General features: G+C 68.5%; 23 protein-coding genes. 12 read left to right on the top strand and 11 right to left on the bottom strand.

What is annotated here, in order from left to right; genetic code table 11:
* Positions 1-964 precede the first annotated feature (964 nt).
* The 5 genes from A5780_RS30565 to A5780_RS30545 form a co-directional block, all read right to left on the bottom strand.
* Entirely contained in the window at positions 965-2,011 is a 1,047-nt protein-coding gene (locus tag A5780_RS30565) for a hypothetical protein (RefSeq protein WP_063010013.1), read from the bottom strand.
* 150 nt (positions 2,012-2,161) lie between these two features.
* Positions 2,162-2,674, bottom strand: a complete 513-nt coding sequence (locus tag A5780_RS30560) for an ImmA/IrrE family metallo-endopeptidase (RefSeq protein ID WP_063010015.1) — start codon at positions 2,672-2,674, stop codon at positions 2,162-2,164.
* Positions 2,675-2,685: 11 nt separating this feature from the next.
* A complete protein-coding gene (locus A5780_RS30555; protein WP_156769711.1) occupies positions 2,686-3,996 on the bottom strand; it encodes a hypothetical protein in 1,311 nt (436 codons plus the stop codon).
* Positions 3,997-4,323: 327 nt separating this feature from the next.
* Positions 4,324-5,241 carry an SDR family oxidoreductase gene (locus tag A5780_RS30550; RefSeq protein ID WP_064910657.1) on the bottom strand — a complete coding sequence of 306 codons (918 nt, stop codon included), beginning with the start codon at positions 5,239-5,241 and terminating at the stop codon, positions 4,324-4,326.
* A gap of 76 nt (positions 5,242-5,317) precedes the next feature.
* Positions 5,318-6,112, bottom strand: a complete 795-nt coding sequence (locus tag A5780_RS30545) for an SDR family oxidoreductase (protein WP_369829562.1) — start codon at positions 6,110-6,112, stop codon at positions 5,318-5,320.
* 50 nt (positions 6,113-6,162) lie between these two features.
* Here A5780_RS30545 and A5780_RS30540 point away from each other — a divergent pair, with 50 nt between their 5' ends.
* The 5 genes from A5780_RS30540 to A5780_RS30525 all read left to right on the top strand — a co-directional run bounded on the left by A5780_RS30540 (position 6,163) and on the right by A5780_RS30525 (position 9,937).
* The gene (locus A5780_RS30540) at positions 6,163-6,927 is read left to right on the top strand and encodes an enoyl-CoA hydratase family protein (protein WP_063006811.1); all 765 of its coding nucleotides are present in this window, start codon (positions 6,163-6,165) and stop codon (positions 6,925-6,927) included.
* A gap of 148 nt (positions 6,928-7,075) precedes the next feature.
* Entirely contained in the window at positions 7,076-7,957 is an 882-nt protein-coding gene (locus A5780_RS30535) for a CoA transferase subunit A (RefSeq protein WP_082941114.1), read from the top strand.
* On the top strand, positions 7,954-8,091 hold the full coding sequence (locus A5780_RS40405) for a hypothetical protein (RefSeq protein WP_156511191.1): 138 nt from the start codon (positions 7,954-7,956) through the stop codon (positions 8,089-8,091). Before A5780_RS30535 ends, A5780_RS40405 begins: the two co-directional genes overlap by 4 nt.
* Positions 8,088-8,846 carry a CoA-transferase subunit beta gene (locus A5780_RS30530; protein WP_064910655.1) on the top strand — a complete coding sequence of 253 codons (759 nt, stop codon included), beginning with the start codon at positions 8,088-8,090 and terminating at the stop codon, positions 8,844-8,846. The genes A5780_RS40405 and A5780_RS30530 overlap by 4 nt, the downstream gene beginning before the upstream one ends.
* Positions 8,843-9,937 carry a nitronate monooxygenase family protein gene (locus tag A5780_RS30525; RefSeq protein ID WP_030518669.1) on the top strand — a complete coding sequence of 365 codons (1,095 nt, stop codon included), beginning with the start codon at positions 8,843-8,845 and terminating at the stop codon, positions 9,935-9,937. The genes A5780_RS30530 and A5780_RS30525 overlap by 4 nt, the downstream gene beginning before the upstream one ends.
* Positions 9,938-10,005: 68 nt before the next feature.
* Here the strand turns inward: A5780_RS30525 and A5780_RS30520 are convergent, their stop codons facing one another.
* Both A5780_RS30520 and A5780_RS30515 read right to left on the bottom strand, forming a co-directional pair.
* Positions 10,006-10,644: a carboxymuconolactone decarboxylase family protein gene (locus A5780_RS30520; protein ID WP_030518670.1), complete on the bottom strand. Its 639-nt coding sequence runs from the start codon at positions 10,642-10,644 to the stop codon at positions 10,006-10,008.
* A gap of 46 nt (positions 10,645-10,690) precedes the next feature.
* A complete protein-coding gene (locus A5780_RS30515) occupies positions 10,691-11,257 on the bottom strand; it encodes a VOC family protein (protein WP_063010029.1) in 567 nt (188 codons plus the stop codon).
* Positions 11,258-11,380: 123 nt separating this feature from the next.
* Here A5780_RS30515 and A5780_RS30510 point away from each other — a divergent pair, with 123 nt between their 5' ends.
* The 6 genes from A5780_RS30510 to A5780_RS30485 are packed head-to-tail and all read left to right on the top strand — an operon-like array spanning position 11,381 to position 17,248.
* A complete protein-coding gene (locus A5780_RS30510; protein WP_064901583.1) occupies positions 11,381-12,016 on the top strand; it encodes a TetR/AcrR family transcriptional regulator in 636 nt (211 codons plus the stop codon).
* Positions 12,017-12,063: 47 nt separating this feature from the next.
* Positions 12,064-13,359 carry a CaiB/BaiF CoA-transferase family protein gene (locus A5780_RS30505; protein ID WP_082976816.1) on the top strand — a complete coding sequence of 432 codons (1,296 nt, stop codon included), beginning with the start codon at positions 12,064-12,066 and terminating at the stop codon, positions 13,357-13,359.
* Positions 13,356-14,267: a hydroxymethylglutaryl-CoA lyase gene (locus A5780_RS30500; RefSeq protein WP_064901580.1), complete on the top strand. Its 912-nt coding sequence runs from the start codon at positions 13,356-13,358 to the stop codon at positions 14,265-14,267. The genes A5780_RS30505 and A5780_RS30500 overlap by 4 nt, the downstream gene beginning before the upstream one ends.
* A gap of 31 nt (positions 14,268-14,298) precedes the next feature.
* Positions 14,299-14,688, top strand: a complete 390-nt coding sequence (locus A5780_RS30495) for a nuclear transport factor 2 family protein (protein ID WP_030518675.1) — start codon at positions 14,299-14,301, stop codon at positions 14,686-14,688.
* Positions 14,688-15,872 (top strand): acyl-CoA dehydrogenase family protein, encoded by a 1,185-nt coding sequence (locus A5780_RS30490; protein WP_174554942.1) that lies wholly within the window; start codon positions 14,688-14,690, stop codon positions 15,870-15,872. Before A5780_RS30495 ends, A5780_RS30490 begins: the two co-directional genes overlap by 1 nt.
* Positions 15,863-17,248, top strand: coding sequence for a phosphotransferase family protein (locus A5780_RS30485; protein WP_231983153.1), 1,386 nt, complete (start codon positions 15,863-15,865; stop codon positions 17,246-17,248). Before A5780_RS30490 ends, A5780_RS30485 begins: the two co-directional genes overlap by 10 nt.
* A gap of 178 nt (positions 17,249-17,426) precedes the next feature.
* Here A5780_RS30485 and A5780_RS30480 read toward each other — a convergent pair whose 3' ends face one another.
* Both A5780_RS30480 and A5780_RS30475 read right to left on the bottom strand, forming a co-directional pair.
* The gene (locus A5780_RS30480; protein WP_064910653.1) at positions 17,427-18,947 is read right to left on the bottom strand and encodes an AMP-binding protein; all 1,521 of its coding nucleotides are present in this window, start codon (positions 18,945-18,947) and stop codon (positions 17,427-17,429) included.
* Positions 18,948-18,993: 46 nt separating this feature from the next.
* On the bottom strand, positions 18,994-19,899 hold the full coding sequence (locus A5780_RS30475) for a cyclase family protein (RefSeq protein WP_064910651.1): 906 nt from the start codon (positions 19,897-19,899) through the stop codon (positions 18,994-18,996).
* 545 nt (positions 19,900-20,444) lie between these two features.
* Here A5780_RS30475 and A5780_RS30470 point away from each other — a divergent pair.
* On the top strand, positions 20,445-21,761 hold the full coding sequence (locus A5780_RS30470) for a lipase family protein (protein ID WP_369829561.1): 1,317 nt from the start codon (positions 20,445-20,447) through the stop codon (positions 21,759-21,761).
* 92 nt (positions 21,762-21,853) lie between these two features.
* Here the strand turns inward: A5780_RS30470 and A5780_RS30465 are convergent, their stop codons facing one another.
* Both A5780_RS30465 and A5780_RS30460 read right to left on the bottom strand, forming a co-directional pair.
* Entirely contained in the window at positions 21,854-23,041 is a 1,188-nt protein-coding gene (locus A5780_RS30465) for an acetyl-CoA C-acetyltransferase (protein WP_051757277.1), read from the bottom strand.
* A gap of 9 nt (positions 23,042-23,050) precedes the next feature.
* On the bottom strand, positions 23,051-23,713 hold the full coding sequence (locus A5780_RS30460; protein ID WP_063010039.1) for a TetR/AcrR family transcriptional regulator: 663 nt from the start codon (positions 23,711-23,713) through the stop codon (positions 23,051-23,053).
* Positions 23,714-23,717 lie beyond the last annotated feature (4 nt).

Raw genomic sequence — 23,717 nt, 5'->3', positions numbered from 1 at the left:
CGCGGGACCGCGGCCGGCGCGGGTGGGGCGGCGACGTCGACCGGAGGCAGGGGACCGGCGGGGACCCGCGGCATCGTCGGGAGCACCGGCGTCGGTCGCGCGGGAACCCCGCGCCGCCGAACCCGGTGCGGCAGTACGAGAATCAGCAGCGGCGACCTCGCGGCAGCGGCCCTGATCGCGGCCGGTCCGGTAACCGGGGGCCCGGGGTCGATCACAATAGCCGATTCGGAAGCCGTTGCGGCGGGGCCCGTTCCGGTCAGCGAGGCCAGGAGGGAACCAGGGGCCGCCGGTCCGGGCAACCCTGCCGGAGCCGGCGCCGACGAGGTCGTAGCGCCTCCCGGGGCGTCGAGATTGCCATGGTTCTGGTTATCGTCTGCCGGAGTAGGCCCCCCGCACCCGGTGCGGACGCGCCCGGCTGCTGCCGTGCTTCGGCACCGGGACCAGTCGGCCGGGAATCTGCGGAGCCCTGCTCCATTGCGGCGTTCGGCTGAGATGCGGGCGGATGGGATGGTTGGGCGTGACCCGGATTCGGCTGACCCGGATTCGGCTGACCTGGATGGGGCTGACCCGGATTCGGCCGAGCCGGATTGTTGTGAGCTGGGTGAGCGGCGGCTACCTGGGGGCCGAGAACCGCACAACTACAGATCATTCCGGCGACCGCAACAACGCGCGCTACCCGCCCCATGGTCATGCGCTCGCCTTCCCTCGAGTTCTCAGCGCAGATCTCTACCCGGTCGCCACAACCCATCGCCGGGACCTCGCGATGCGGCACATCCTAACTTCAGACAGTTCGCTCGCGCAGCGAGATCGGTTGAGCCCGAATGCTCGTCGCGCCGCGGCGCGCGGAATCGTCGACCCGTGCGGATCATGGCGATGGGAAGGAGGCACCGTTGCGCGATCCGGCGGGCGTGTGTCGTTGCCGAGCGGGTTGCCGCGATCAGGCTCCGTACGCCGGCTCGGGACGCTACGCGACTGCGGGTTTCGGCCCTGGAGGTTTCGGCCCCGAAGGTATCGGCTCGGACACGGTGCGCTCGAAGGCGCGGGCGATCGCCTGCACCCAGCCGCGCGGGCTCAATCCCTCCGGCGGTGCGATCCAGCGGGCGTCGACGATCTCGTCACCGAGCGGATTGCGGGCCCAGCGGGCCACCCGCTCGGCACGTTCGGTGACCGAACGCGCGGGCACCCCGGCCGCCGCCAGTTCCATACCGCCGCCGGTCTGCAGATACAGCGCGTCCATGATCTGCGCGACCTGATCGGAAGCCTTGAGCTGAGTGGCCGACACCGTCTGCTCGTGCGCCACCACCTCGGGGAAGCGCTTGATCATGGTGCGATGCAGGGTCCGAATCTGGCGCAGCAGCAGGCGCGCCCGCACCCAGAGCTCGATCACGATCCACACCGCACCGACCGCGATCAGCAGACTCGCGAGCTGCCAGGCCGGCCAGAACCAGCCCGGATCGCCGGGGCGCGCGGGTTGTTCACCGATCGCCAGGCGCCGAATCGACAGCGCGGCAAGGACTCCCGCGACCACCGTGCCGGCGGTGTAGAGCGCGATACCGCGCCCCAGCGCCGTCCAGTCCAGATTGCGCAGGCCGGTCACGGCGACGAAGACGCCGCCGAGCAAGGTCATGACCCAGCCGAACAGAATCGACCATCCGATGGTGGCCGCGATGACGAGCGCGCCGAAACCGTAGACCAGCCAGGCGATCTGACGAAGATTCCGGCGCGAGACCACCGGCCAGGCGGCGGCCGCGACCACCGACGTCGCCACCGCGAACAGCAGCCAGGTCGCCGCCACCAGCCGGTCGGCCAGGGCCTGGCCGTTGATCCCCTGCGGCAGTGCGTGATCCACCGCGACCGCGATCTCCGGGATGCCGAGGGTGGCCGCGGCGGCCACCGCCGCGACCGCGATCACGATCGCCACCCGGGCCGTGGTCGCGGGCTTCACCAGGACACGACCGATGCGGGCGCCGGCCGCCATCCACACCAACAGCGCAGTCAACCAGAACGTCATGTTTCTACCCCGTGCCTGTCGTCGGATGTCCGAGGGGCCCTCCGTGGTTACGCACGCTGCCGCCTCCGGTCCCCTCGGTCATCCGAGTCTTCTGCGGATGTCCGAGGGGCCCTCCGTGGTTACGCACGCTGCCGCCTCCGGTCCCCTCGGTCATCCGAGAGCCTCGTCGAATCGGAGCACCGAGACCCCGGCGCCGCGATTGTTGAAGACGCGCAGGCGGGTCATCAGCATGCCGGCGAAGGTTTCGGCCTCCCACTCGTACTGATCGTCGCGCCCGTCGTCGACGATCCGCTGATGCGCGCGCTGGGACAGCATGTAGGCGATCAGATCGTCGCTGGCCTCGAGCGTCACCTCGGCGGCCGGTTCACCCGGGTGGTCGAAGACCACATGGCCCAGTTCGTGCGCGAGGGTGTGGTCGCGGCTGGGCAGGGCGGCGGCCAGCACGATCACGTCCTTGTCCGGATAGCTGCGGCGCTGACCGCAGACACCCGGTCCGAGCTGGGCGTCGGCGATTTCGATCAGGCGGCCGCGTTCGGCGGAGATCGCGAGGACCACCTCCTCCAACGTGGTGGCGTCGAAATCGGCGGCGACCGCGCACACCGCGTCGACGGCGGCGGCGACGCGGCGGTAGGAGCGGCCCGTCTGAATCCGGCTCTCGGTCATCTCGCGCCCCCTCAGGCCCTCGGTCCGAAGAATTCCGCGCGTGCGGCGTCGACGCGCGCCTGCGCGGCGGAGGCGCTCTGGAAACTCACCGCGCCGGAGCCGGCCGCGGCCAGCGCCATGGCGATCACGCCGCCGAGCACGGCCAGCGTCTTGACCTCGGGCAGGCCGCTACTGGCCGCGGTAGGACGCACGGCTGGATTCGACTGGGCCAGTGCGGGCGCCGGGTCCGCCGGGGCAGGAGCCGTTGGTGCGGGTGGCGCCGCGGGCGGGACCGCGGCGGGCGCCGGGAGTGCGGCGACGACAGGCGCACCCGGCACCGCGGGGACGGCGGGGACCGGCGGCACCGGCGGGATGGCGAGCGGAGGCGCTGCCGGTACCGGCGGGGGCGGAACCGGCTGCAGCAGAAGCAGAAGCAGCAACGGCGACATCGCGGCGGCCGACCCCACCGCAGCCGATCCCGTGATCGCGGAGCCGGTGCCGAGCAGCGTTGCCAGCGCGGAACCCGTTGCGGCGGAACCTGTCCCGGCGAGGCCCGCGAGCGCGGATCCGGTGGCGGCGGAGCCCGTGCCGAGCAGCCCGGCCAGCAGCGCACCGGTTCCGGCGGCGGCCGATCCGGTGGTCGCGAGCGCGGAACCGGTAGCCGCCGAACCCGTTGCGGCAGCGGCCGATCCGGTACCGGCGGCCGCGGAGCCGGTTCCGGCCAGGGCGGATCCCGTGGCCGCGCCCACCGAACCCGTTGCGGCGGAACCGGTTCCGCCCAACGCCGAACCGGTCAGCGCCGAGCCGGACGCGGCCGAACCCGCGGCCGCCGATCCGACCGCGGCCGAGCCGGTGCCCAGAATGCTCGCCAGGCCCGCAAAGCCTTCACCGGCAACCGGAGTCGGCGTGATGGGCGGCGGCGGTGCGGAAACCTGCGACGGCGCCGGCGTCGACGACGTGGTCGAGCGTCCGGGGATGGTCAGATGGCCGTCGTACTGACCGTCTTCGGACGGAGTGGGCCCCGCCGAACCGGACGGCCCCTGCTGTGCCACCACGCCGGGCCCGGCCGCGGGCTGCGACACCGGGGTGACCCGGCCCGCCGGATCATCGGGCGCTGACGCGGTGGCACTCGGCCGAGCTGCGGAATCTCGAACGGGCGTCGCGGCATCGGGCTGCGCGGCGCTCGGATTGCCGGAGGGCGAGCTGTGCGGGGCTGTCGGCGAGGGGTGCGGGGCGGAAGCAGGGGTGGCTGGTTGAGCGTTGGCCACCAGGGGGCCGAGGACCCCGCAACTGCCGATCAATCCGGCTACCGCAACAACGCGCGCGATGCGACCCATGGTCATGCGCTTGCCTTCCCTCAACTTCTCAGCGCAGATTTCTCCCCGGTCGCTACAAACCTCCGGGACCGAACGAATGCCGGCCCATCTTAACTGCCGACAGTTTGCTCGCGCAGCGAGATCATGTGAGGCCGATCACCCGTCGCGTCGCGGAAAGCGGAATCGGCTGCCGCGGTGACCCAGCCCACTCGCCGTCGGCGAACCGAAAAGAGGACGTCATCGGCACGGGCACAAGGCAATTCACAAACCGGCGCCGGCGGATCGCGGCCGCGGGAAGGATGCGGCGGAACGCGATCTCACCGGCGCGGATCGTTGCTGTGAGGATTGCGGTGCTCAGGCTCCGTAGACCGGCTCGGGATCGGTTGCCTTGGCGATCAACTCACGCACCACCGGTCCCAATTCGGACGGCCGCCACCGTGCACCGCGGTCCTCGGCGACACCGTGGCGCCAGCCGTCGGCCAATGCCACCTTGCCGCCCTCGACCTCGAACATGCGCCCGGTGACACCGGCCGAATCCGGGCTGCCCAGCCAGACCACCAGGGGCGAGACGTTTTCCGGCGCCATCGCGTCGAAGCCGTCGTCGGGGCGGGCCATCATATCGGCGAAGACGGTTTCGGTCATGCGGGTGCGCGCGGACGGCGCGATGGCGTTGACGGTGACCCCGTAGCGCCCGAATTCCGCTGCGGCAGTGATGGTCAGCGCCGCGATACCGGCCTTCGCCGCCGCGTAGTTGCCCTGTCCGACGCTGCCCTGCAGACCGGCACCCGAGCTCGTGTTGATGATGCGGGCGTCGCGGGCGCGACCGGCCTTGGATTCCGCGCGCCAGTACTCGATGGCATGACGCATGGTCGCGAAGTGGCCCTTGAGATGGACGCGGATCACGGCATCCCACTCGTCCTCGGCCAGATTGACCAGCATCCGGTCGCGCACGATACCGGCGTTGTTCACCACCACATCGAGGCCGCCGAAGGTCTCCACAGCCTGGCCGATCAGCCGCTTCGCACCGGCCCAGTCCGCCACGTCGTCACCGTTGACGACGGCCCGGCCACCGGCCTGCACGATCTCCTCGACCACCTGCGCGGCGGGCGAATCGGCGCTGGGGGCGCCGTCCAGTTCCGCGCCCAGGTCGTTGACCACCACGTTGGCGCCCGCCGCGGCGAAGGCCAACGCGTGGGCCCGGCCGATTCCGCGGCCGGCGCCGGTGACGATCACGGTGCGTCCTGCACAGATCCGCTCGGAGTTGTCGGTCATATCTGCTGCTCTCATTTCCTCGGTGCGGTAAGGGTTTTCGTCGCGAAGCGGGGGCCCGGTCGCCAGGTGGCGGCTGTTATCGCGCGGCCGGTTGCGCGTCGTTGACGGTCGCCGCGTCCAGGAAGGCGGGACGTTCCCCACCCCCGTGCACGATGAGCGATCCGCCGTTGACGTAGCCGGCCAGCGGGGAGGACAGGAAGACCGCGACCCGGCCGATGTCCTCGGGTGTCGCCAGCCGCCCCAGCGGCACGGTCGCCTCCACAGCCGCGATCCCGGCATCGTCGCCGTAGTGCAGATGGCTGGATTCGGTGCCGACCATCCCGACGATCACCGAATTGACCCGCACCTTCGGCGCCCACTCGATCGCCAGCGAGGACACCAGACTGTCCAGACCGGCCTTGGCCGCGCCGTAGGCGGCGGTGCCGGGCGAGGGACGATGGCCGCTGACGCTCGAGATCATCACGATCGAGCCGCCCTGGGGCTGCTGCTGCATCACGGCATTGGCCGCCTGCGAAACCAGCAGGGGGGCAAGCAGATTGAGCTCCACGATCTTGGCATGGAAATTGCGGGAGGCGGTGGCGGCGGGGGCGAACGGCGCCCCACCGGCATTGTTCACGACATGGTCGATCCGGCCGTGGCGCTGCACGATCGTCTCGATCAGCCCGGTCACCGCCTCACCGTCGCGCACATCGCACGGCAGGAATTCGGCGGTGCGGCCGGAGCTCACGATCGCCGCCTCACCGGGGCGGCGGGCGCACACCACGACCGTCGCGCCGGCGTCCAGATATACCCGGCTGATGCCGGCGCCTACGCCCCTGACCCCGCCCGTCACGAGAACTACCGATCCGGACAGGTCCACTTCGATTGCCACCGTGCTAACCTACCAAGCACTTGCTTGTTTTGCCAACGAATGGACATGCGATGGGGATCAACCGTCACACCGAGACCTCGGGCATCGAGGTCGTCACGATCGACTATCCGCCGGTCAACGCACTGCCCACCGCGGGCTGGTTCGGCGTGGCCGATGCGATTCGCGAGGCCGGGCGCGACCCGGAGACCAAGGTCGTCGTGCTCCGCGCCGAGGGCCGCGGCTTCAACGCCGGGGTCGACATCAAGGAGATCCAGCGCAACCCGGGCCATCAGACGCTCATCGACGCCAACCACGGCTGCTACGACGCCTTCGGCGCGGTCTACGACTGCCCGGTGCCGGTGATCGCCGCGGTGAACGGCTTCTGCCTCGGCGGCGGCATCGGCCTGGTGGGCAATGCCGATGTCATCGTCGCCTCCGACGACGCCACCTTCGGGCTGCCCGAGGTCGAGCGCGGCGCACTGGGTGCGGCCACCCACCTGGCCCGGCTGGTCCCCCAGCACATGATGCGCACGCTGTTCTACACCGCCTCCACCGTCACCGCACAGCAGCTGCACCACTTCGGTTCGGTGCACAAGGTGGTGCCGCGGGCCGAACTCGATTCCGCCGCACTGGAAGTCGCGAAGAACATCGCCGCCAAGGACGGCCGGGTCATCCGGGCCGCCAAGCGCGCGCTCAACGGCATCGATCTGCAGGATGTGCACCGCAGCTACCGCTTCGAACAGGGCTTCACCTTCGAGCTGAATCTCGCCGGTGTGGCCGATGAGATCCGGGCGCGGTTCGACGAGGATCTGGCGGCCAAGAAGGAGGCACGATGAGCCACAATGCGCAGCCCGCGCATCGGGCCGACCGGGTGCGGGTGTCCCGCATGACACAGCAGGAGGCACGATGAGCCACAATGCGCAGCCCGCGCATCGGGCCGACCGGGTGCGGGGTGTCCCGCAAGACACAGGAGGTGCGATGAGCATGCGCGACAAGCGGATGTCGTTGGAGGAGGCCGTCTCCCAGCTGCGCAGCGGGATGACCATCGGCCTCGGCGGCTGGGGTTCGCGGCGTAAGCCGATGGCGTTCGTGCGGGCGCTGCTGCGCTCGGACGTCACCGACCTGACCGTGGTGACCTACGGCGGGCCGGATCTCGGTCTGCTGTGTTCGGCGGGCAAGGTGCGCAAGGCCTACTACGGATTCGTATCCCTGGATTCGGCGCCGTTCTACGATCCCTGGTTCGCCAAGGCGCGCACCGGCGGTGAGCTGGTTTCCCGCGAAATGGACGAGGGCATGGTCAAATCGGGCCTGCAGGCGGCCGCGGCCCGGCTGCCGTTCCTGCCCACCCGCGCCGGGCTGGGGTCGGACGTGCTGACGTTCTGGGACGGTGAACTGCGGACGGTCCAGTCACCGTATCCGGATGCCGACGGCCGTACCGAAACCCTGGTCGCGATGCCGGCGCTGACCCTGGACGCCGCGTTCGTCCACCTCGACATCGGCGACAAGCACGGCAACGCCGCCTACACCGGCGTCGACCCGTACATGGACGATCTCTACTGCCTGGCCGCGGAGCGGCGGTTCCTGTCGGTGGATCGGCTGGTCGAGACCGAGGAACTGGTGAAAGCCGTTCCGAACCAGGCGATCATCCTCAATCGCATGATGGTCGACGGCGTCGTGGAGGCGCCGGACGGCGCGCACTTCACCTTCTCCGGCAGCTACGGCCGCGACGAGAAGTTCCAGCGCCACTACGTCGAGGCGGCCAAGGATCCCGAGACCTGGGCGGCCTTCAAGGCCCGCTATCTGGACGTGACCGAGGACGAGTATCGTTCCGCGGTCGCAGAATTCGCGGCGGAGCAGGTGAAATGAGCGAGCAGACAACCACTTCCGCACACCGCGACCAGCATTCGATTCGCACCCGGATGCGCGTGGTGTTCACCCGCCCGGGCGTGATGAGTGTGCGTTTCGACCAGGCCCCCGTCCGATCCGAGGAGCGCCGATGAGCGACACCACCACTGTGACCCGCGCCGAGGTGTGCGCGGTCGCCTGCGCCGAGATCTTCCGCGGCGCAGGTGAGATCATGGCCAGCCCGATGTCGCCGACCCCCACCATCGGGGCCCGGCTGGCACGGTTGACCTTCGAACCGGATCTGCTGATCTCCGACGGTGAGTCCCTGCTGCTCGCCGAAACCCCCGCTCTGGGCGCCAAGGCTCCCACCGAGGGCTGGATTCCGTTCGGCAAGGTGTTCGACGTCGTGGCTTCCGGGCGGCGCCATGTCGTCATGGGCGCCAACCAGATCGACCGCTACGGCAACCAGAATCTGTCCGCCTTCGGAGCGCTGCAGCAGCCGAGCCGGCAGATGTTCGGTGTGCGCGGCGCACCGGGTAACACCATCAACCACGCGACCAGCTACTTCGTGCCCAAGCACAGCAAGCGCGTGTTCTGCGAGACCGTCGATATCGTGTGCGGAATCGGTTACGACAAGATCGATCCCGAGAATCCGGCGTACCGGTTCCACCACCTGCATCGGGTGATCAGCAATCTGGGCGTGTTCGACTTCGGCGGTCCCGGCCACACCCTGCGGGCGCTGTCGCTGCATCCGGGGGTCACCGCCGACGAGGTCGCCGAGAACACCGCGTTCGAGGTGGCCGGACTGGACAGCGCCGAGGTGACTCGCACGCCCACCGAGGAGGAACTGCGGATCATTCGGACGGTGCTGGATCCCAAGGGAATCCGGGAAAAGGAAGTGGCCTCGTGAGCGGCCGGCTGCGGACTCCGCTGACCGAGCTGGTCGGCATCGAGCATCCGATCGTGCAGACCGGGATGGGCTGGGTGGCCGGGCCGGGTCTGGTCGCCGCGACCGCCGACGCCGGCGGCCTGGGCATCCTGGCCTCGGCGACGATGACGCTCGAGGAACTCGAGGTCGCGATCGCCAAGACGAAGGCCAAGACCGACAAGCCCTTCGGTGTGAACATCCGCGCCGACCTGTCCGACGCGCCCGACCGGATCGAGTTGATGATCCGCGAGGGCGTGAAGGTCGCCTCGTTCGCGCTGGCCCCCAAGAAGGAACTGATCGCGCGCCTGAAGGACAACGGTGTCGTGGTCATGCCGTCCATCGGCGCGGCCAAGCATGCGGTCAAGGTCGCCTCATGGGGCGCGGACGCGGTGATCGTGCAGGGCGGTGAGGGCGGCGGGCACACCGGTTCGGTGGCTACCACGCTGCTGTTGCCCTCGGTACTGGACGCGGTCGATATTCCGGTCGTGGCCGGCGGCGGATTCTTCGACGGCCGCGGTCTGGCCGCCGCCCTGGCCTACGGCGCGGCGGGCGTCGCGATGGGTACCCGGTTCCTCCTCACCCAGGACTCGAGTGTGCCGGATTCGGTGAAACAGCAGTACCTTTCGCGCGGTCTGCAGGACACGGTCGTCTCACTGAAGGTCGACGGCATGCCGCACCGCGTGCTCAACACCGAACTGGTCGACAAGCTGGAACATTCGGGCAGCTATCGCGGCCTCGTCGCCGCGGTCTCGAACGCCGTCAAGTTCAAGGGTATGACCGGCATGAAATGGTCGACCATGATCAAGGACGGCCTTGCCATGCGCAAGCAGAAGGACCTCACCTGGTCGCAGGTGATCATGGCCGCCAACACTCCCATGCTGCTGAAAGCCGGTCTGGTGGAGGGCAATACGCACGCGGGTGTGCTGGCGTCGGGCCAGGTCGCCGGCATCATCGACGATCTGCCCACGGTGGCCGAGCTGATCGACCGCATCATCGAGGAAGCAATCGCGCGGATCGACACGATCGCCGCGCTCCGTGACGGCGCCGAGGCGACCCCCGGCCCGTCGGCGTAACCGAAGCCGTTCGGCCGCAAGGAAAGGCCGCCTCGCCGATGCCGGCGGGGCGGCCTTTCCGGTTCGCGCTACTCCCCCGACAGGTCGGCCGACAGATCACGCACCTCGACACCTTCCGGAATCTGCACCTCCGCAACGGGTTCCGGGCGATCGTCGAATTCCAGCCGCAGGGCGCGGCACATCGTGGCGTGCATGTCGTACAGCGCGGTGATGTAGGTCAGTTCCAGAATCTCCGGATCGCTGAGGTTGGCTCGCAGGACCGCGAACACCTCGTCCGGCACCCGTCCGCCATCGTGGACCAGGCAGTCGGTGTAGGCCAGAATCGCGCGCTCGAGTTGGGAGAAACAGTCGCTGATCTGCCAGGACGGGATGGCCGCGATCTTCTCCTCGGGCGCACCCAGCGACCGCATCTGCTTGCAGTGCTGGGAGAACACGAACTGACTGCCGCGCGCGTATCCGGCCCGGCACTGTCCCAGTTCGCGCAGTAACGGATCCAGGCGGGAGTTGCGGTAGACGGCGAATCCCCGGACCGCGTGCCGGAACACCTCCGGTGACTGCGCGAAGACGGTCCACCAGTCGCCGGGGGTGGCGTGGACGGTGCCGTGGTCGACGGCCGGATCGCGGTCGGGTCCGAACAGCCGGTCGTAATAGAACAGGATCCGCTCGTCGGTAACTTCGGCGCGCGGGACTTCACGCAGGCGGGGCATGTTTCGAACCTCTCGGTAGTGCGGTTTCGCGGAGGGTGGATCGGGGTCAGAGTTCGGCGGCGGCGCGGCGATCGGCGGCGGTCTTCGGCTCATGTGAGACATCGGCCTCGGTGAAAGTTCTGGTCCAGCAGGCGAATTCGAGCAGTACGCCGTCCGGGTCCTGGAAATAGAACGACCGCACGAAGGTTCCGGGGTGCACATCGCGGGAGACTCCCGCGGGGCTGTCGTCGTGATTGAGGACCCGGCTGACCTTGATGCCCTCGGCCTGCACCCGCTGGTAATAGTCGTCGAACAGTTCCGGCGGCACGGCGAACGCCACATGGTTCATCGAGCCCACTCCGCTCACCAACTCCCCCTCGTCCGGAAGTCCTTTGGGCGCGGCCAGTCCGGGGGTGGCATCGGGCGCGTCGGCGAGCCAGAAGAAGGCGATGGTGTTGCCGCCGCCGCAGTCGAAGAAGAAGTGCTGACCGAGGTTGTGCGGCAGCTCGATGGTTTTGATCAACGGCATGCCCAGGGTGCCGGAGTAGAACTCGATCGTCCGGCGCATATCGGAACACACCAGGGCGAGATGATTGATTCCGCGTAGTTCGTATTTCGGGTTGGCGGCGCTCATTGCAGTCCTTCCGCTGTGGTGCCGATTCGACCTCCGTGACGGGTCCGCACCTCTACTGTGAGCTGGGATTCTCCCGGCTGAAATGACTTGACAGTCATGTCATGTTCGTGGATAGTGTGATCCGTGCCGAAGTCATCTGTCAATAGCGCGCCCACCCCCGTCGACAACCTGACGCCCCGGGGCCGCAAGACACGCGACGCATTGCTGGACGCGGCGCGCAAGGTGTTCGAGACCGTCGGATTCCTCGATACCCGAGTGGAACAGATCAGCGAGGAGGCGGGCGTCTCCTACGGCACCTTCTACCGCTATTTCGAGTCCAAGGAACATGTGTTCGGCGAGTTGAGCACGCGGCTGTTCGACGATATGCACCGTCGCGAACCCACGCCCGCGGGACTCTCGCCGGCCGCCCGGCTCATCGCCGCCAATCGGTCCTATTACGCGGCCTACCGGCGCAATGCCCGGATGATGGCGATCGTCGAACAGGTCGCGACCTTCAACGAGGAGTTCCGGCGGCTGCGCCACGAACATCGGCGCCAACTCATCGAGCGCACCGCGCAGTCGATCGCCCGCTGGCAGCGCGAGGGCTTGGTTCGCGTGTCGCTGAATCCGGAACTGGCCGCGCGGGCCATGTCCGCGATGGTCGACCACACCCTCTACCTGTGGCTGATCCAGGGCGAGGACGCCGACGAGGACGCGCTGCTGAACACCCTCGACCAGATGTCGGTCAGCGCACTGGGTCTCGATCCGGACGACAGATAACGGCATTTTCGCGGGGTGCGGGTGTCCCGCACACGACAGGAGGCAGTATGAGAACGGACCCACCGGTCACCGCACATCCCGACGCGGGCGACGGCGAGGCCGATACCGCGCACCCGACGGCCGGACCGCTCGACGGCTTCCGCGTGCTCGAGCTGGGGACACTGATCGCGGGGCCGTACTGCGGGCGCCTGCTCGGCGATATGGGGGCCGACGTCATCAAGATCGAAGCGCCGGATCGTCCCGACCCCCTTCGCGATTGGGGGCAGGCGGCCGGTGGCGGCCACCAGTACTTCTGGACCGTGCACGCCCGCAACAAGCGGTGCGTGAGCCTCGATCTGCGTGTCCCGGCGGGGCGCGACATCTTCCTGGAATTGGCGCGCACGGCCGATGTCGTGGTCGAGAGTTTCCGGCCCGGCACGCTGGAGCGCTGGGGTCTCGGCTACGACGTGCTCGGGGAACTGAATCCGGGGCTGGTGCTGGCAAGGGTCTCCGGTTACGGGCAGACCGGGCCGTACGCGTCCCGGGCGGGGTACGCCTCGGTGGCCGAAGGCATCAGCGGGCTGCGCCACCTCAACGGATTCCCGGGGCAGGCGCCGCCGCGGATGGCGTTGTCGCTGGGGGACAGTCTGGCCGGACTGTTCGCCTTCCAGGGCGTCCTCGCCGCACTGCTGGTGCGGGAGCGGACCGGGCGCGGGCAGGTGGTGGACGCGGCGCTGACCGAGGCGTCGCTGGCGATCCAGGAGTCCACGGTGCCGGATTTCCACAAGACCGGACATGTGCGCCAGCCGTCGGGCACCCGGCTGGACCGGGTGGCGCCGTCGAATCTCTACAAGGCCAAGGACGGGCTGTGGGTGATCATCGCGGCCAATCAGGACACCGTCTTCGGGCGGCTGGTCACCGCGATGGGCCGGCCCGAACTCGCCTCCGACCCACGGTATTCCACCCATTCGGCGCGCGGTGAGCGGCAGGACGAGCTCGACGAGATGATCGCGGCCTGGGCCGGAGATTTCACCGCCGCCGATCTGATCGATCTGCTGAACCGCCACGGCGTGGTCGCCGGCCCGGTGAACACCGTCGCCGAGGTGATGGCGGATCCACAGTTCACCGCGCGCGGCATCTTCGTCGACCACGTCGATCCGTCCGTCGGCAGCGACGACGCCGGATACGATCCCGTCCCGGTCAAGGGCGTCGGTGTGGTGCCGCGACTCAGCGCCACCGCCGGTGGGGTGCGCTGGGGTGGCCCGAGCCGGCCGGGCACACATACCGACGAAGTACTGGGTGAGCTGCTCGGATACGACGCCGACCGGCTGGCGGATCTGCGCGGCGAAGGCACGATCGGATGAACGCCGTCGACATTCGCGAGGTGGGGCCGCGCGACGGTCTGCAGATCGAGGAACCGATTCCCATCGAGGCCAAACTCGCCTTCATCGACGCCCTCGTCGCCACCGGGGTGCGCCGGATCGAGGCCACCTCGTTCGTCTCGCCGCGCGCGATACCGGCCCTGGCCGACGCCGAAGCCGTTGCCGCACAACTGGACCGGTGGCCGGGCGTGGAATTCTCCGCCCTGGTCGCGGGGCTCGGCGGGGTGCGGCGCGCACTCACCGCCGGTGTGCATCGGCTGGAGTACGTCGTGTCGGCGTCCGACGGGCACAGCCGGGCGAACGTGGGACGCGACAGTGCCGAATCGATCGCTCTCATCGACCCCATCGCCGAACAGGTTCATGCGGTCGGCGGACAACTCGAGGTGATCATCGCGATCGCCTTCGACTGCCCGTTCGACGGCCGCACGCCGCCGGAGCGGGTGGCCGCGATCGCCGCGCGGGCAGTGGCTTCCGGCGCCGATTCGCTCGCCGTCGCCGATACCGTCGGCACCGCCTCGCCGGTCCGCACCGCGGAGGTGATCGACCGAGTACGTGCGGCGGCGCCCGATACCGAACTCGGCATACATCTGCACAACACGCGCGGGCAGGGACTCGCCAATGCCTGGGCCGCCTACGAACACGGCGTCCGCCGATTCGATTCCGCCGCAGGCGGTCTCGGCGGATGCCCGTTCGCCCCCGGAGCGAGCGGCAATATCGCGACCGAGGAATTGGCCTATTCGTTCGACGACGGCGGCATCGAGACCGGCATCGACATCGACCGGGCGCTCGACGCCGCCCGGCTGATCTCGCGCCTGCTCGGCAAACCCGTCGACAGCAATCTGCTCACCGCGGGCGGCCGCCTGCGGCCCAGCAATGCGGCATCACAGTGAGCCGCACGAGAACGACCCGGAGGTCCTTCGCATGGATGAACTGGCCGACCGCTTCTTCGCCGCGGTCAGCGCGGGCGATACCGCGGCCCTGACCGCGCTGTACGCGCCCGACGCCCGGATCTGGCACAACGACAAGAACGCCGAGGAGACCGTCACCGAGAATCTGCGGGTGCTGCGCTGGCTCTCGCGCACGGTGGAAAACCTACGGTACGAGGATATTCGGCGCCATGTGCTGACCGACGGCTTCGCGCAGCAGCACGTCGTGCGTGGCCATCTACCCGGCCACGGCGATCTGGAGGTACCCGCGAGCCTGTTCGTCCGCGTCGAAGACGGGCGCATCACCAGGATCGACGAATATGTCGACTCGGCGGCGACGCAGCCGCTGCGCGAGGTCTCGGCGACGAACGGAGGTTACCGGTGATGTCGGTCAACCGCCCCGACGGCGAGATCGCCGAATTGTCCGCGCGGATGCGCACATTCATCGATACCGAGGTCGTGCCCGCGGAGCCGGTGCTGGCCCGCGAGGACGACACCGCACACGCCACCCTCGCCCGCCTGAAGGAGCGGGCGAAGGAACTCGGGTTGTGGGCGCTGGGCCATCCGGCCGAACTCGGTGGCGGCGGGGTGCCGTTCCTCGACTTCGTCTATTTGAACGAGATCATCGGCCGGTCCGAATTCGGCATGCTGGCCGTCGGTTCGGTATCCATGCAGGACACGCTCATGCTGTACCGGCACGGCACCGAGGAACAGCGCGCCCGCTGGATTCCGCCCATGGTCGCCGGCGACATCCTGCCGTCGGTGGGCCTCACCGAACCCGAGGTCGCGGGATCCGATCCCACCCTGATCGCCACCGAGGCCGAACTCGACGGCGACACCTGGATCATCAACGGGCACAAATGGTTCACCACCGGCGCCGCCCAGGCGGCCTACTGCACGGTCTTCGCCCGCACCGAGCCCGAATCGGTTCCCCGGCACTCGCGGATCAGCGCGATCATCGTGCCGACCGACACCCCCGGCTTCGAGATCGTCCGCTCCATCCCCACCATGGGCCACGATCCGAGCGATCACTACGAGGTCCGGCTCACCGATGTGCGGGTCCCGGTGGCCAATCTGCTCGGCGAGCGAGGTAAGGGTTTCATCGTCGCGCAGGACCGGCTCGGACCGGGGCGGATCTTCCACTGCATGCGCTGGCTCGGGCAGGCGCAACGCGCCTACGAATTGATGTGCGAGCGGGCGAACACCCGATACGTACACGGATCGTTGCTCGCCGAGAAGGGCGAAATCCACCGGTACATCGCCGAATCGGCCGCCGAGATCCACGCGGCCCGGCTGATGACGCTCGACGCCGCCCGCGCCATGGATGCAGGTGAGGACTATCGGGTGCGGGTCGGCTTGATCAAGTTCTGGGGTGCGCGGATGCTGCACAACGTGATCGATCGCGCCATCCAGGTACACGGGGCCCTCGGGCTGACCGCCGACACCCCGTTGGAACGGATGTACCGGCAGGCCCGCTACGCCCGCGTCTACGACGGCCCCGACGAGGTGCATCGCATGTCGACCGCGCGCCGGTTGCTGCGCTCCCCCGAGGCGGCGCCGTGGCTGTGAGCGCGGAATCGGCTGCTGCCGAGTCGATTACGCTCGCCGACGGCGTTCGCTCGGTACTGGCCGCCACTCTCGAAACCGAACTCACCGATGTCGTGTTGCGGCAGTTCACCGGTGGCGCGAGCCGGCAGGTATATGCGATCGAGGCCCGCGACGGGACCGGCACCGCGGTGCGGGCCGTGCTGCGGCGGGACCCACCCGGCCACGGCGATCCCGCGCGCATGCACGCGGAAGCGGTCTGTCTGCGAGCAGCCGGTGCGGCCGGGGTGCCCGTGCCCGCCGTCCTCGCGGACGGTGCTACCGCGCCCGGCATCGACGCCCCCTATCTGCTGATGGAGCGGGTCGCCGGGGAGTCGATTCCCCGCAAACTGCAACGGGATCCGGCCTTCGCCGCGGTGCGGGAGCGCCTCGCCGGCGATCTCGGCCACGTCCTCGGGCTGATTCACCGGACCCCACTGGACACCCTGGACATCCTCGACGATCACGATCCGCTCGCCGGCATCGAACAGATCTATCGCGACCTGGACGATCCGCGGCCGGCGGTCGAGGCCGGACTGTGCTGGCTGCGTGAGCACCGGCCCGCGGATCGCCCGAAGACACTGGTGCACGGCGACTTCCGGCTGGGCAACTTCCTGATCGAGCCGGACGGCGTGCGCGCGGTACTGGACTGGGAGCTGGCCCATCTCGGCAATCCGATCGAGGATCTGGGCTGGTTGTGTGTGCGGGCCTGGCGCTTCGGCGCCGCGGCTCCGGTGGGTGGACTGGGGAGCCGAGAGCAACTTCTGGACGGTTACGAACGGTCCGCGGGCTACCGGCCCACCGCGGCGGAGCTGCACTGGTGGGAAGTCTTCGGCACTCTGAAGTGGCTGGTACTCAGCCGCTTTCAGGCGCAGCGGCATCTCGGCGGAGACGAACGCTCACTCGAGCTCGCCGCGATCGGGCGCCGGGTCTGCGAATCGGAATACGATCTGCTCGCCGTCCTGGGCCTGCTCGACGAGAGCGTTTCGGTTCCCTCGCCCTCGGACATGCCTGCTACCGTGCACGATCGGCCGCATCCGACCGAAATACTCGAGCTGGTCGCCGACACGCTGTCCGCAGAGGTCGGGCCCGCGCTCCCGCCCGAGCAGTCGCGCTCGCGCTATCTGCTGCGGGTGTGTGCCAACCTGCTCGGTATCGCCGCACGCGAGCTGGCCGCAGGCCCCGCCGCCACCGCCGAAGTGCACAGCCGGCTGGCGGGGCTGGGCTGCGAGTCCGAAGCGGAGCTGGCCGCGCGGCTGCGCTCCGGCGCGGTGTCGTACACCGACGACGCCGTGCGCGCGGCGATCTCGGCCGCGGTTCTCGCGCGATTGCAGGTCGCGAATCCACGCCACCTCGGGTAATCGCACAACGGCGGCATCGGCGAGCGCCGACCGCTCGGCTTGACGGCGGGCCGGCGGTTCGGAACTGTAGGCGGTCCACGCTCGTTCATCGCGATCGGCCAGGGGCATCGGCGAAACGAAACGGCGGTCCGGTGGCGACTGGCATCGTCACCACCGGACCGCCGGGTCGCGGAGTGGTTCAGGAGAACTGGTCGCGCAGATCGCGTTTGAGGATCTTGCCGGTGACGTTCTTCGGAAGTGCGTCCAGGAACTCCACCCGCCGCGGAACCTGGAATCCGCCCAGGTGTTCACGGCAGCCGGCGATGATGTCGGCGGCCGTGGCGGTCGCGTTGTCGCGCAGCACGACCACCGCGCACACCACCTCGCCCCAGGTGTCATCGCGGACGCCGATGGCGGCGGCCTCGGCGACCTGCGGATTCCGGTACAGCGCCTGTTCGACCGTCAGCGAGGCGACGTTCTCACCGCCGCTGATGATCAGATCCTTCTTCCGGTCGACGATGTAGACGAAGCCCTCCTCGTCCTGGCGGACCATATCGCCGGTGCGGAACCAGCCGTCGGTGAACGACTCCGCGGTCGCGCGCGGATCGTTCCAGTAGCCGATGGTCACCTGGTCCGCGCGCACCACCATCTCGCCGATCTCGCCCCGCGCGACATCGGCGAAATCCTCGTCGACGATGCGAATATCCGCCAACCGCATGGGTTTACCCGCCGAGGCGAGCAGATGGGTTTCCCCGCGCGCCGCCCGCCGGTGCGCCTCCTCGTCCAGATGCAAGACGTTCCCGGCGAGTTCGGTCATCCCCATGCCCTGATAGAAATCGCATCCGAACCGCTCCAGGCCCGCGCGCAGCACCGCGGACGGGATGGCGGAGGACCCGTATCCGATCGCCTGCAGCGTCTTCGGCGAATGCCGCTCCAACGCCGGATCCTGCAGCAGGAAATTGATCATCGTCGGCGCCAGCCCGGTCTGGGTCACCTGCCATTCGTCGACCACCCGCAGGAAGGTCGCGTTGTCGTAGGCGCGCAGGATGCCCACAGTGGCGCCGATCAGATGGTTGACCAGCACCACATAGCCGCCGACATGGCACAGCGGGAAGCAGAACAGGAAAACCGTCTCCTCCGCGACGGTCCACTGCAGCGCCGAAGAGGTCACGCCCGCAAGGAGATTGCGATGCGAGACCATGACGCCCTTCGGCGCCCCGGTCGTCCCGCTGGTGTAGACCAGCCACGCCACATCGTCGGGATCGGGACGGTAGGCGGGCGCGGCGGCCGAGGCCGTACCGGCGAACTCGTCCCATCCGATGGTGCCCGGTGCGGCGCCGATCGACACCACAGTGGTGACCGACGGGATCCGGTCGCGGATGCGGTCCACGAGATCGGCGAACTCCTCCGCGACGATCAGCACCCGGGCGCCGGAATGCTCGATCAGGCCGGCGATCTGGTCCTCGTGCAACCGGAAGTTGAGGATCGTCAACGCCATTCCCGCCATCGGAACGCCGTAGTAGCACTCCAGATACTGCGGGCAGTTCGCCGACAGAATCGCCACCCGGTCACGCGGCTCCGCCACGCCGAGCAGCGCGTTCGCGAGGCGGCGGCAACCGTCGCGCAACCGCCGGTAATCGATCGCCTCCTGTTCGAAGCGCACCGCGATCCGGTCAGGGTGTTTACGCGCGCCGTATTCGACGATGTCACCGATCAGCATCTGTCCGAACTCCTCGCCGATTCGACACTCATGGCAGGCACCCTTCTCACCGGATCGCGAGCGGGTTGATCGGCGAGCCGACCCCGCGAGTGAATTGCAGGGGTGGGCCGGCGTAGAAGAAGTCCCAGCGTCCGTCGCCCGCGCATGCCTGCGCCAGATCCTCGAAGTCGAGCATTTCCGCAAGGGTCAGGCCCATATCGCGGATGAGCACCATATGCAGTTCGAACGCGGTTCCCGGATGTTCGCCGGGCATCACCTCGACCGCCCAGTTGTCGGAGCCGACGACGGCCACGTCCTTGTCGCGCAGCCAGGTCGCACACGCCAGGCTCAGGCCCGGCTCACCGGCCATGAAGCCCTGCGGATCACCGTCGGTGAGGAATTTCCTGCGCCAGCCCGTGCGGATCAACAGGATGTCGCCGGCGCCCACATCCACGCCCTGGGCGGCCGCGACGGCGTCGAGTTCGTCGGGACCGATCGCGGTTCCGGCTTCGAGCCAGTCCACGCCGCGATGGCGAGCCACGTCCAGCAGCACGCCGCGCCCGGCGATGCCCCCGGACTGGGTGTGGATACCGCATTTATCGGCGCCCTTGACCGTCACTCCGGAGCCGGGGTGTCCGTTGTACAGCTCGTCGTCGTAGTGCACATGCGCCAGCGAGTCGTATTGGGAACCGGCCTGCAACGGCATGAAGACGAAGTCGTCGGCCCATTTGAAACCGCCGGGAAGCACCTGTTCCTGGCCGTTTTCCGACATCAACCGGATCGGATTGATGCGCGCGCCGCCGGGCTGTGGGCCGTCACCGTCGAGCGGAATGCCGAGTTTGAAGGTCTCACCGGTGCGAATCAGCGCCGCCGCGGCCACCACCCGCTCCGGCGTGATCAGATTCGTGGTTCCGCGCTCGTCGTCGGTCCCCCACCGACCCCAATTGCTGACCTTCCGGCCCAGAGCGCGCATATCGGGAACTTCGGGCACCGTTGCCTCCTGAACAGTTTGTGACGTGACAGTCATGTCAACTTTGTGCCGCAAGTGTGTCCGACGGCACTTTCGGTGTCAATAGCCGGATGTCAGGTTCGCCCCGCTCGAGGCCGGGAGGCAGTTCCGGACCAGGCGAGATGGAACGGCCCGGACGAAGCGGGGCGTACGAACTCGGCTGAGATGCGATAGCGCAAGGCTATTCACACACTTCTTCCGCTCACCTGGCGACGACTATCCGATACTGTGCGGTTTCACTTCATAGCGTTCGCGGGACAGCCTCGCAGCGGCGCGGAAGAATCGGCCATGTCGAACATAATTTGTTGCTGCGCAGCGCTTTTCGTCCGGAAAGCCGCTCATCTACAGCTGAGCCGTAGATGCAGCGGCACGCGCAGACCCATCGAAAGTGGCCGATTTCCGAAACCGAGCGGTTGATTTCCGCCATATTGACGTGCGAGGGTGATTGGGTTCACACTACCAACGAGTAACCGGACGAAGGTGTCCGGTTCGGGTAGAAGGGGACTCTGGTGAAACGAGGACGCGCAGTCCTTCAGATCGCGACCGCCGTCGCGGCCATGTCATTGCTCGTCGGCTCAGCGACCGGTCTCGCACCGAATGCGCACGCGGCATCCGATTCGTTCTACGAGTACACGGGCGCGGCGCCGCTGTCCTCGATCGCACCGGGAACCGTGTTGCAGACGCGGACGATGCCGTACCACTTCGCGGGCATCCCGACGCCCGTCACGGCCGTGCAGCTGCAGTACCGCACGACCGATGCCCGGCAGCGTCCGGCCGTGAACGTCACCTCCGTACTCCTGCCGCCGACCGGCGTCGATCCTGCGAAAGCCGTTGCCTACCAGTCCTTCTACGACTCGCTCAATCCCGAGGACGGGCCGTCGCGATCGGTCGCGGGCAATGTGTCCTTCGGCGGCGCGGTGAACAATGTGGAGGGTGAGCTGATCGCGCCGCTGCTGGCGCAGGGCTACACGATCATCGTCGCCGACACCGAGGGCCAGGCGGCCGATTTCGCCGCGGGCCCCGAGTACGGAATGAACACCCTGGACTCGATCCGGGCGGCGACCCACTCGGCGCAGGTCGGCCTGAACGAGCAGACCCGCGTCGCGCTGTTCGGATATTCGGGCGGCGCGATCGCCACCAACTGGGCCGCGGCCCTGGCGCCGGTCTACGCCCCGGATGTCGACCGGCAGCTGGTCGGGGCGGCCGAAGGTGGCGTCCTGGTCAATCCGGCACGCAACCTGCGCTATATCGACGGCAGTTTCGGCTGGGCCGGGGTGGCGGCCATGGCGGTGATCGGCATCGGCCGCTCCTACGACATCGACTTCTCGCCTTATATGAGTGCGTACGGCGCCGAGATCCTGAACAAGATGCAGTACGCGTCCATCGCCAATGTGCTGTTCCAATACCCGGGCCTGACCTGGGCCCAGATGGTGAAGCCGGAGTACGCCGATCCCAACAGCGTGGCGCCGTTCGTCGCGGCGGTGCGCAAGGTCGACCTCGGTCTGGCGCCGACGCCGACGATTCCGATGCTCATCGGGCAGGGCGCCAACGGCGTGCTGGAAGGGACCGACAACGGTAAGCCGGTGTCCGGCCCCGGTGACGGCGTGATGGTCGCGGGCGACGTGCGCAGCCTGGCCCGGCAGTACTGCGACACCGGGAACTCCGCGATCCTGTATCGGCAGTACGACCTGCTCAGCCACACTCCGTCGACCATCGCGTGGCTGCCGGAGGCCCTGCTCTGGCTCGACGACCGGTTCGCGGGCCGGCCGGCGCCGGCGAACTGCGGCGCCATCGCGCCGGGCAATTCGCTGGACCCGGTGATCTGAGCCCACCGGACTATATGAGAAGAGGCCCCGCGGCGTGCGGGGCCTCTTCCGTGTTCACCGGATCGGATTCGCCTGACGAAAGGCGAAGCGGCTCAGGAGATTCGCTCGATGATGGTGACGTTGGCCGTGCCGCCGCCCTCGCAGATGGTGAGCAGGCCGTAGCGGCCGTTCACCCGCTCGAGCTCGTTGAGCAGGGTGGCGAACAGCTTCGCGCCGGTGGCGCCGAGCGGATGTCCGAGCGCGATCGCGCCGCCGTGCACGTTCACCTTGTCGGGGTTCGCGCCGGTCTCCTTCAGCCAGGCCAGCACCACGGAGGCGAATGCCTCGTTGATCTCGACGACATCGATGTCGTCGATGGTCAGCCCGGTCTGCTCCAGCGCCCACTTGGTCGCCGGGATCGGCGCGGTGAGCATGTAGATCGGGTCGGCGCCGCGGGCGCTGACGTGGTGGATGCGGGCGCGCGGCTTCAAGCCGTATTCGGCGACGGCCCAGTCGGAGGCCAGCAGGGTGGCGCTGGCGCCGTCGGAGATCTGGCTGGCGACCGCGGCGGTCAGGCGGCTGCCCTCGCTGAGCGGCTTGAGTCCGGCCATCTTCTCCAGGCTGGTCTCGCGCGGGCCCTCGTCGATCCAGAAATCGCCGACCGGCACGATCTCGCGATCGAAGGAACCCTCGGCGATGGCCTTGCGGGCGCGTTCGTGGCTGCGAAGTGCCCAGCGCTCCATATCTTCCCGGCTGATATCCCACTTCTCGGCGATCAGCTGCGCGCCGTTGAACTGCGAGACCTCACCGGTGCCGTAGCGGTGGTCCCAGCCCTTGGCGCCGACGAACGGTGAGTCGAAACCGTATTCCTTACCGGCCAGCATGGCGGCCGAGATCGGGATCGCGCTCATGTTCTGCACGCCCCCGGCGACGATCACCTCGGCGGTGCCGCTCATGATGGCCTGCGCGCCGAAATTGATCGCCTGCTGGCTGGATCCGCACTGACGGTCCACCGTGGTACCGGGGACCTCCTCCGGATATCCGGCCGCCAGCCAGGCTGTCCGGGCGATGTTGCCGGCCTGCGGGCCGATGGCGTCGACACAGCCGAAGATCACATCGTCGACGTTGCCGGGATCGATGGCGTTGCGGCCCAGCAACCCCTGCAGTGCCGCCGCGCCGAGGTCGGCGGGATGCACACCGGCCAGCGCACCGCCGCGCTTACCGATCGGCGTCCGCACGGCATCGATGACGTAGGCCTCGCGTACCGGCGCGTACCGGCGGCGATCGGACGGTGTGGACATGTAACGCTCCTATTCGGATGTGCCGGATTCGGCGCCGGACTGAGATGCTCCGGAATGAACTGCGCCGGAACGGTTCTCGGGGTTGGTGAGCCCATCGAGCACGATGGTCAGATACTGCTTGGCGAGGGTGTCCGCGGTGATGCGGCCGCCGGGCTGATACCAGCGCACCGCCACCCAGACGGTGTCGCGCAGGAAGCGGAAGGCGAGCTCGACATCGAGTTCGGGGCGGAAGCTGCCGTCGCGCACGCCCTCGGTGAGCACATTGCGCCACAGCTCCCGGAATTCCCGGTTGTATTCCGCGATGTACTCGAAACGCGGTGTGTCACTGAGCCTTTTGGCCTCGGCCTGATAGATCGCGACGGCCGAATGCCAGCGGTCGAACGATTCACAGGAGGCGATGACCAGCGCCTCGAGCGTGGCTCGCGGCGACAGGTTGGAGGCGACGATCTCGCGGTAGCGGCCGAACAGATCGTCGAGGAAGCCGCGCAGAATCTCGTCCACCATCGCCTCTTTCGAGTCGAAGTGGTGGTAGAGACTGCCGGATAGAATCCCCGCCGCATCGGCGATATCGCGGACCGTGGTCGCACGCAGGCCGCGCTCGGCGAACAGGCCGGCGGCCAGGCCGAGCAACTCGTTGCGGCGTGCGGATTTGGAGGCCTCGGATGCGGTCACTCGG

This window comes from Nocardia sp. 852002-20019_SCH5090214 (genome assembly GCF_001665865.1).
Taxonomy (GTDB): domain Bacteria; phylum Actinomycetota; class Actinomycetes; order Mycobacteriales; family Mycobacteriaceae; genus Nocardia; species Nocardia nova.
The sequence above is the reverse complement of the archived record's forward strand: the minus strand, read 5'-3'. Positions and strand labels throughout refer to the sequence as shown.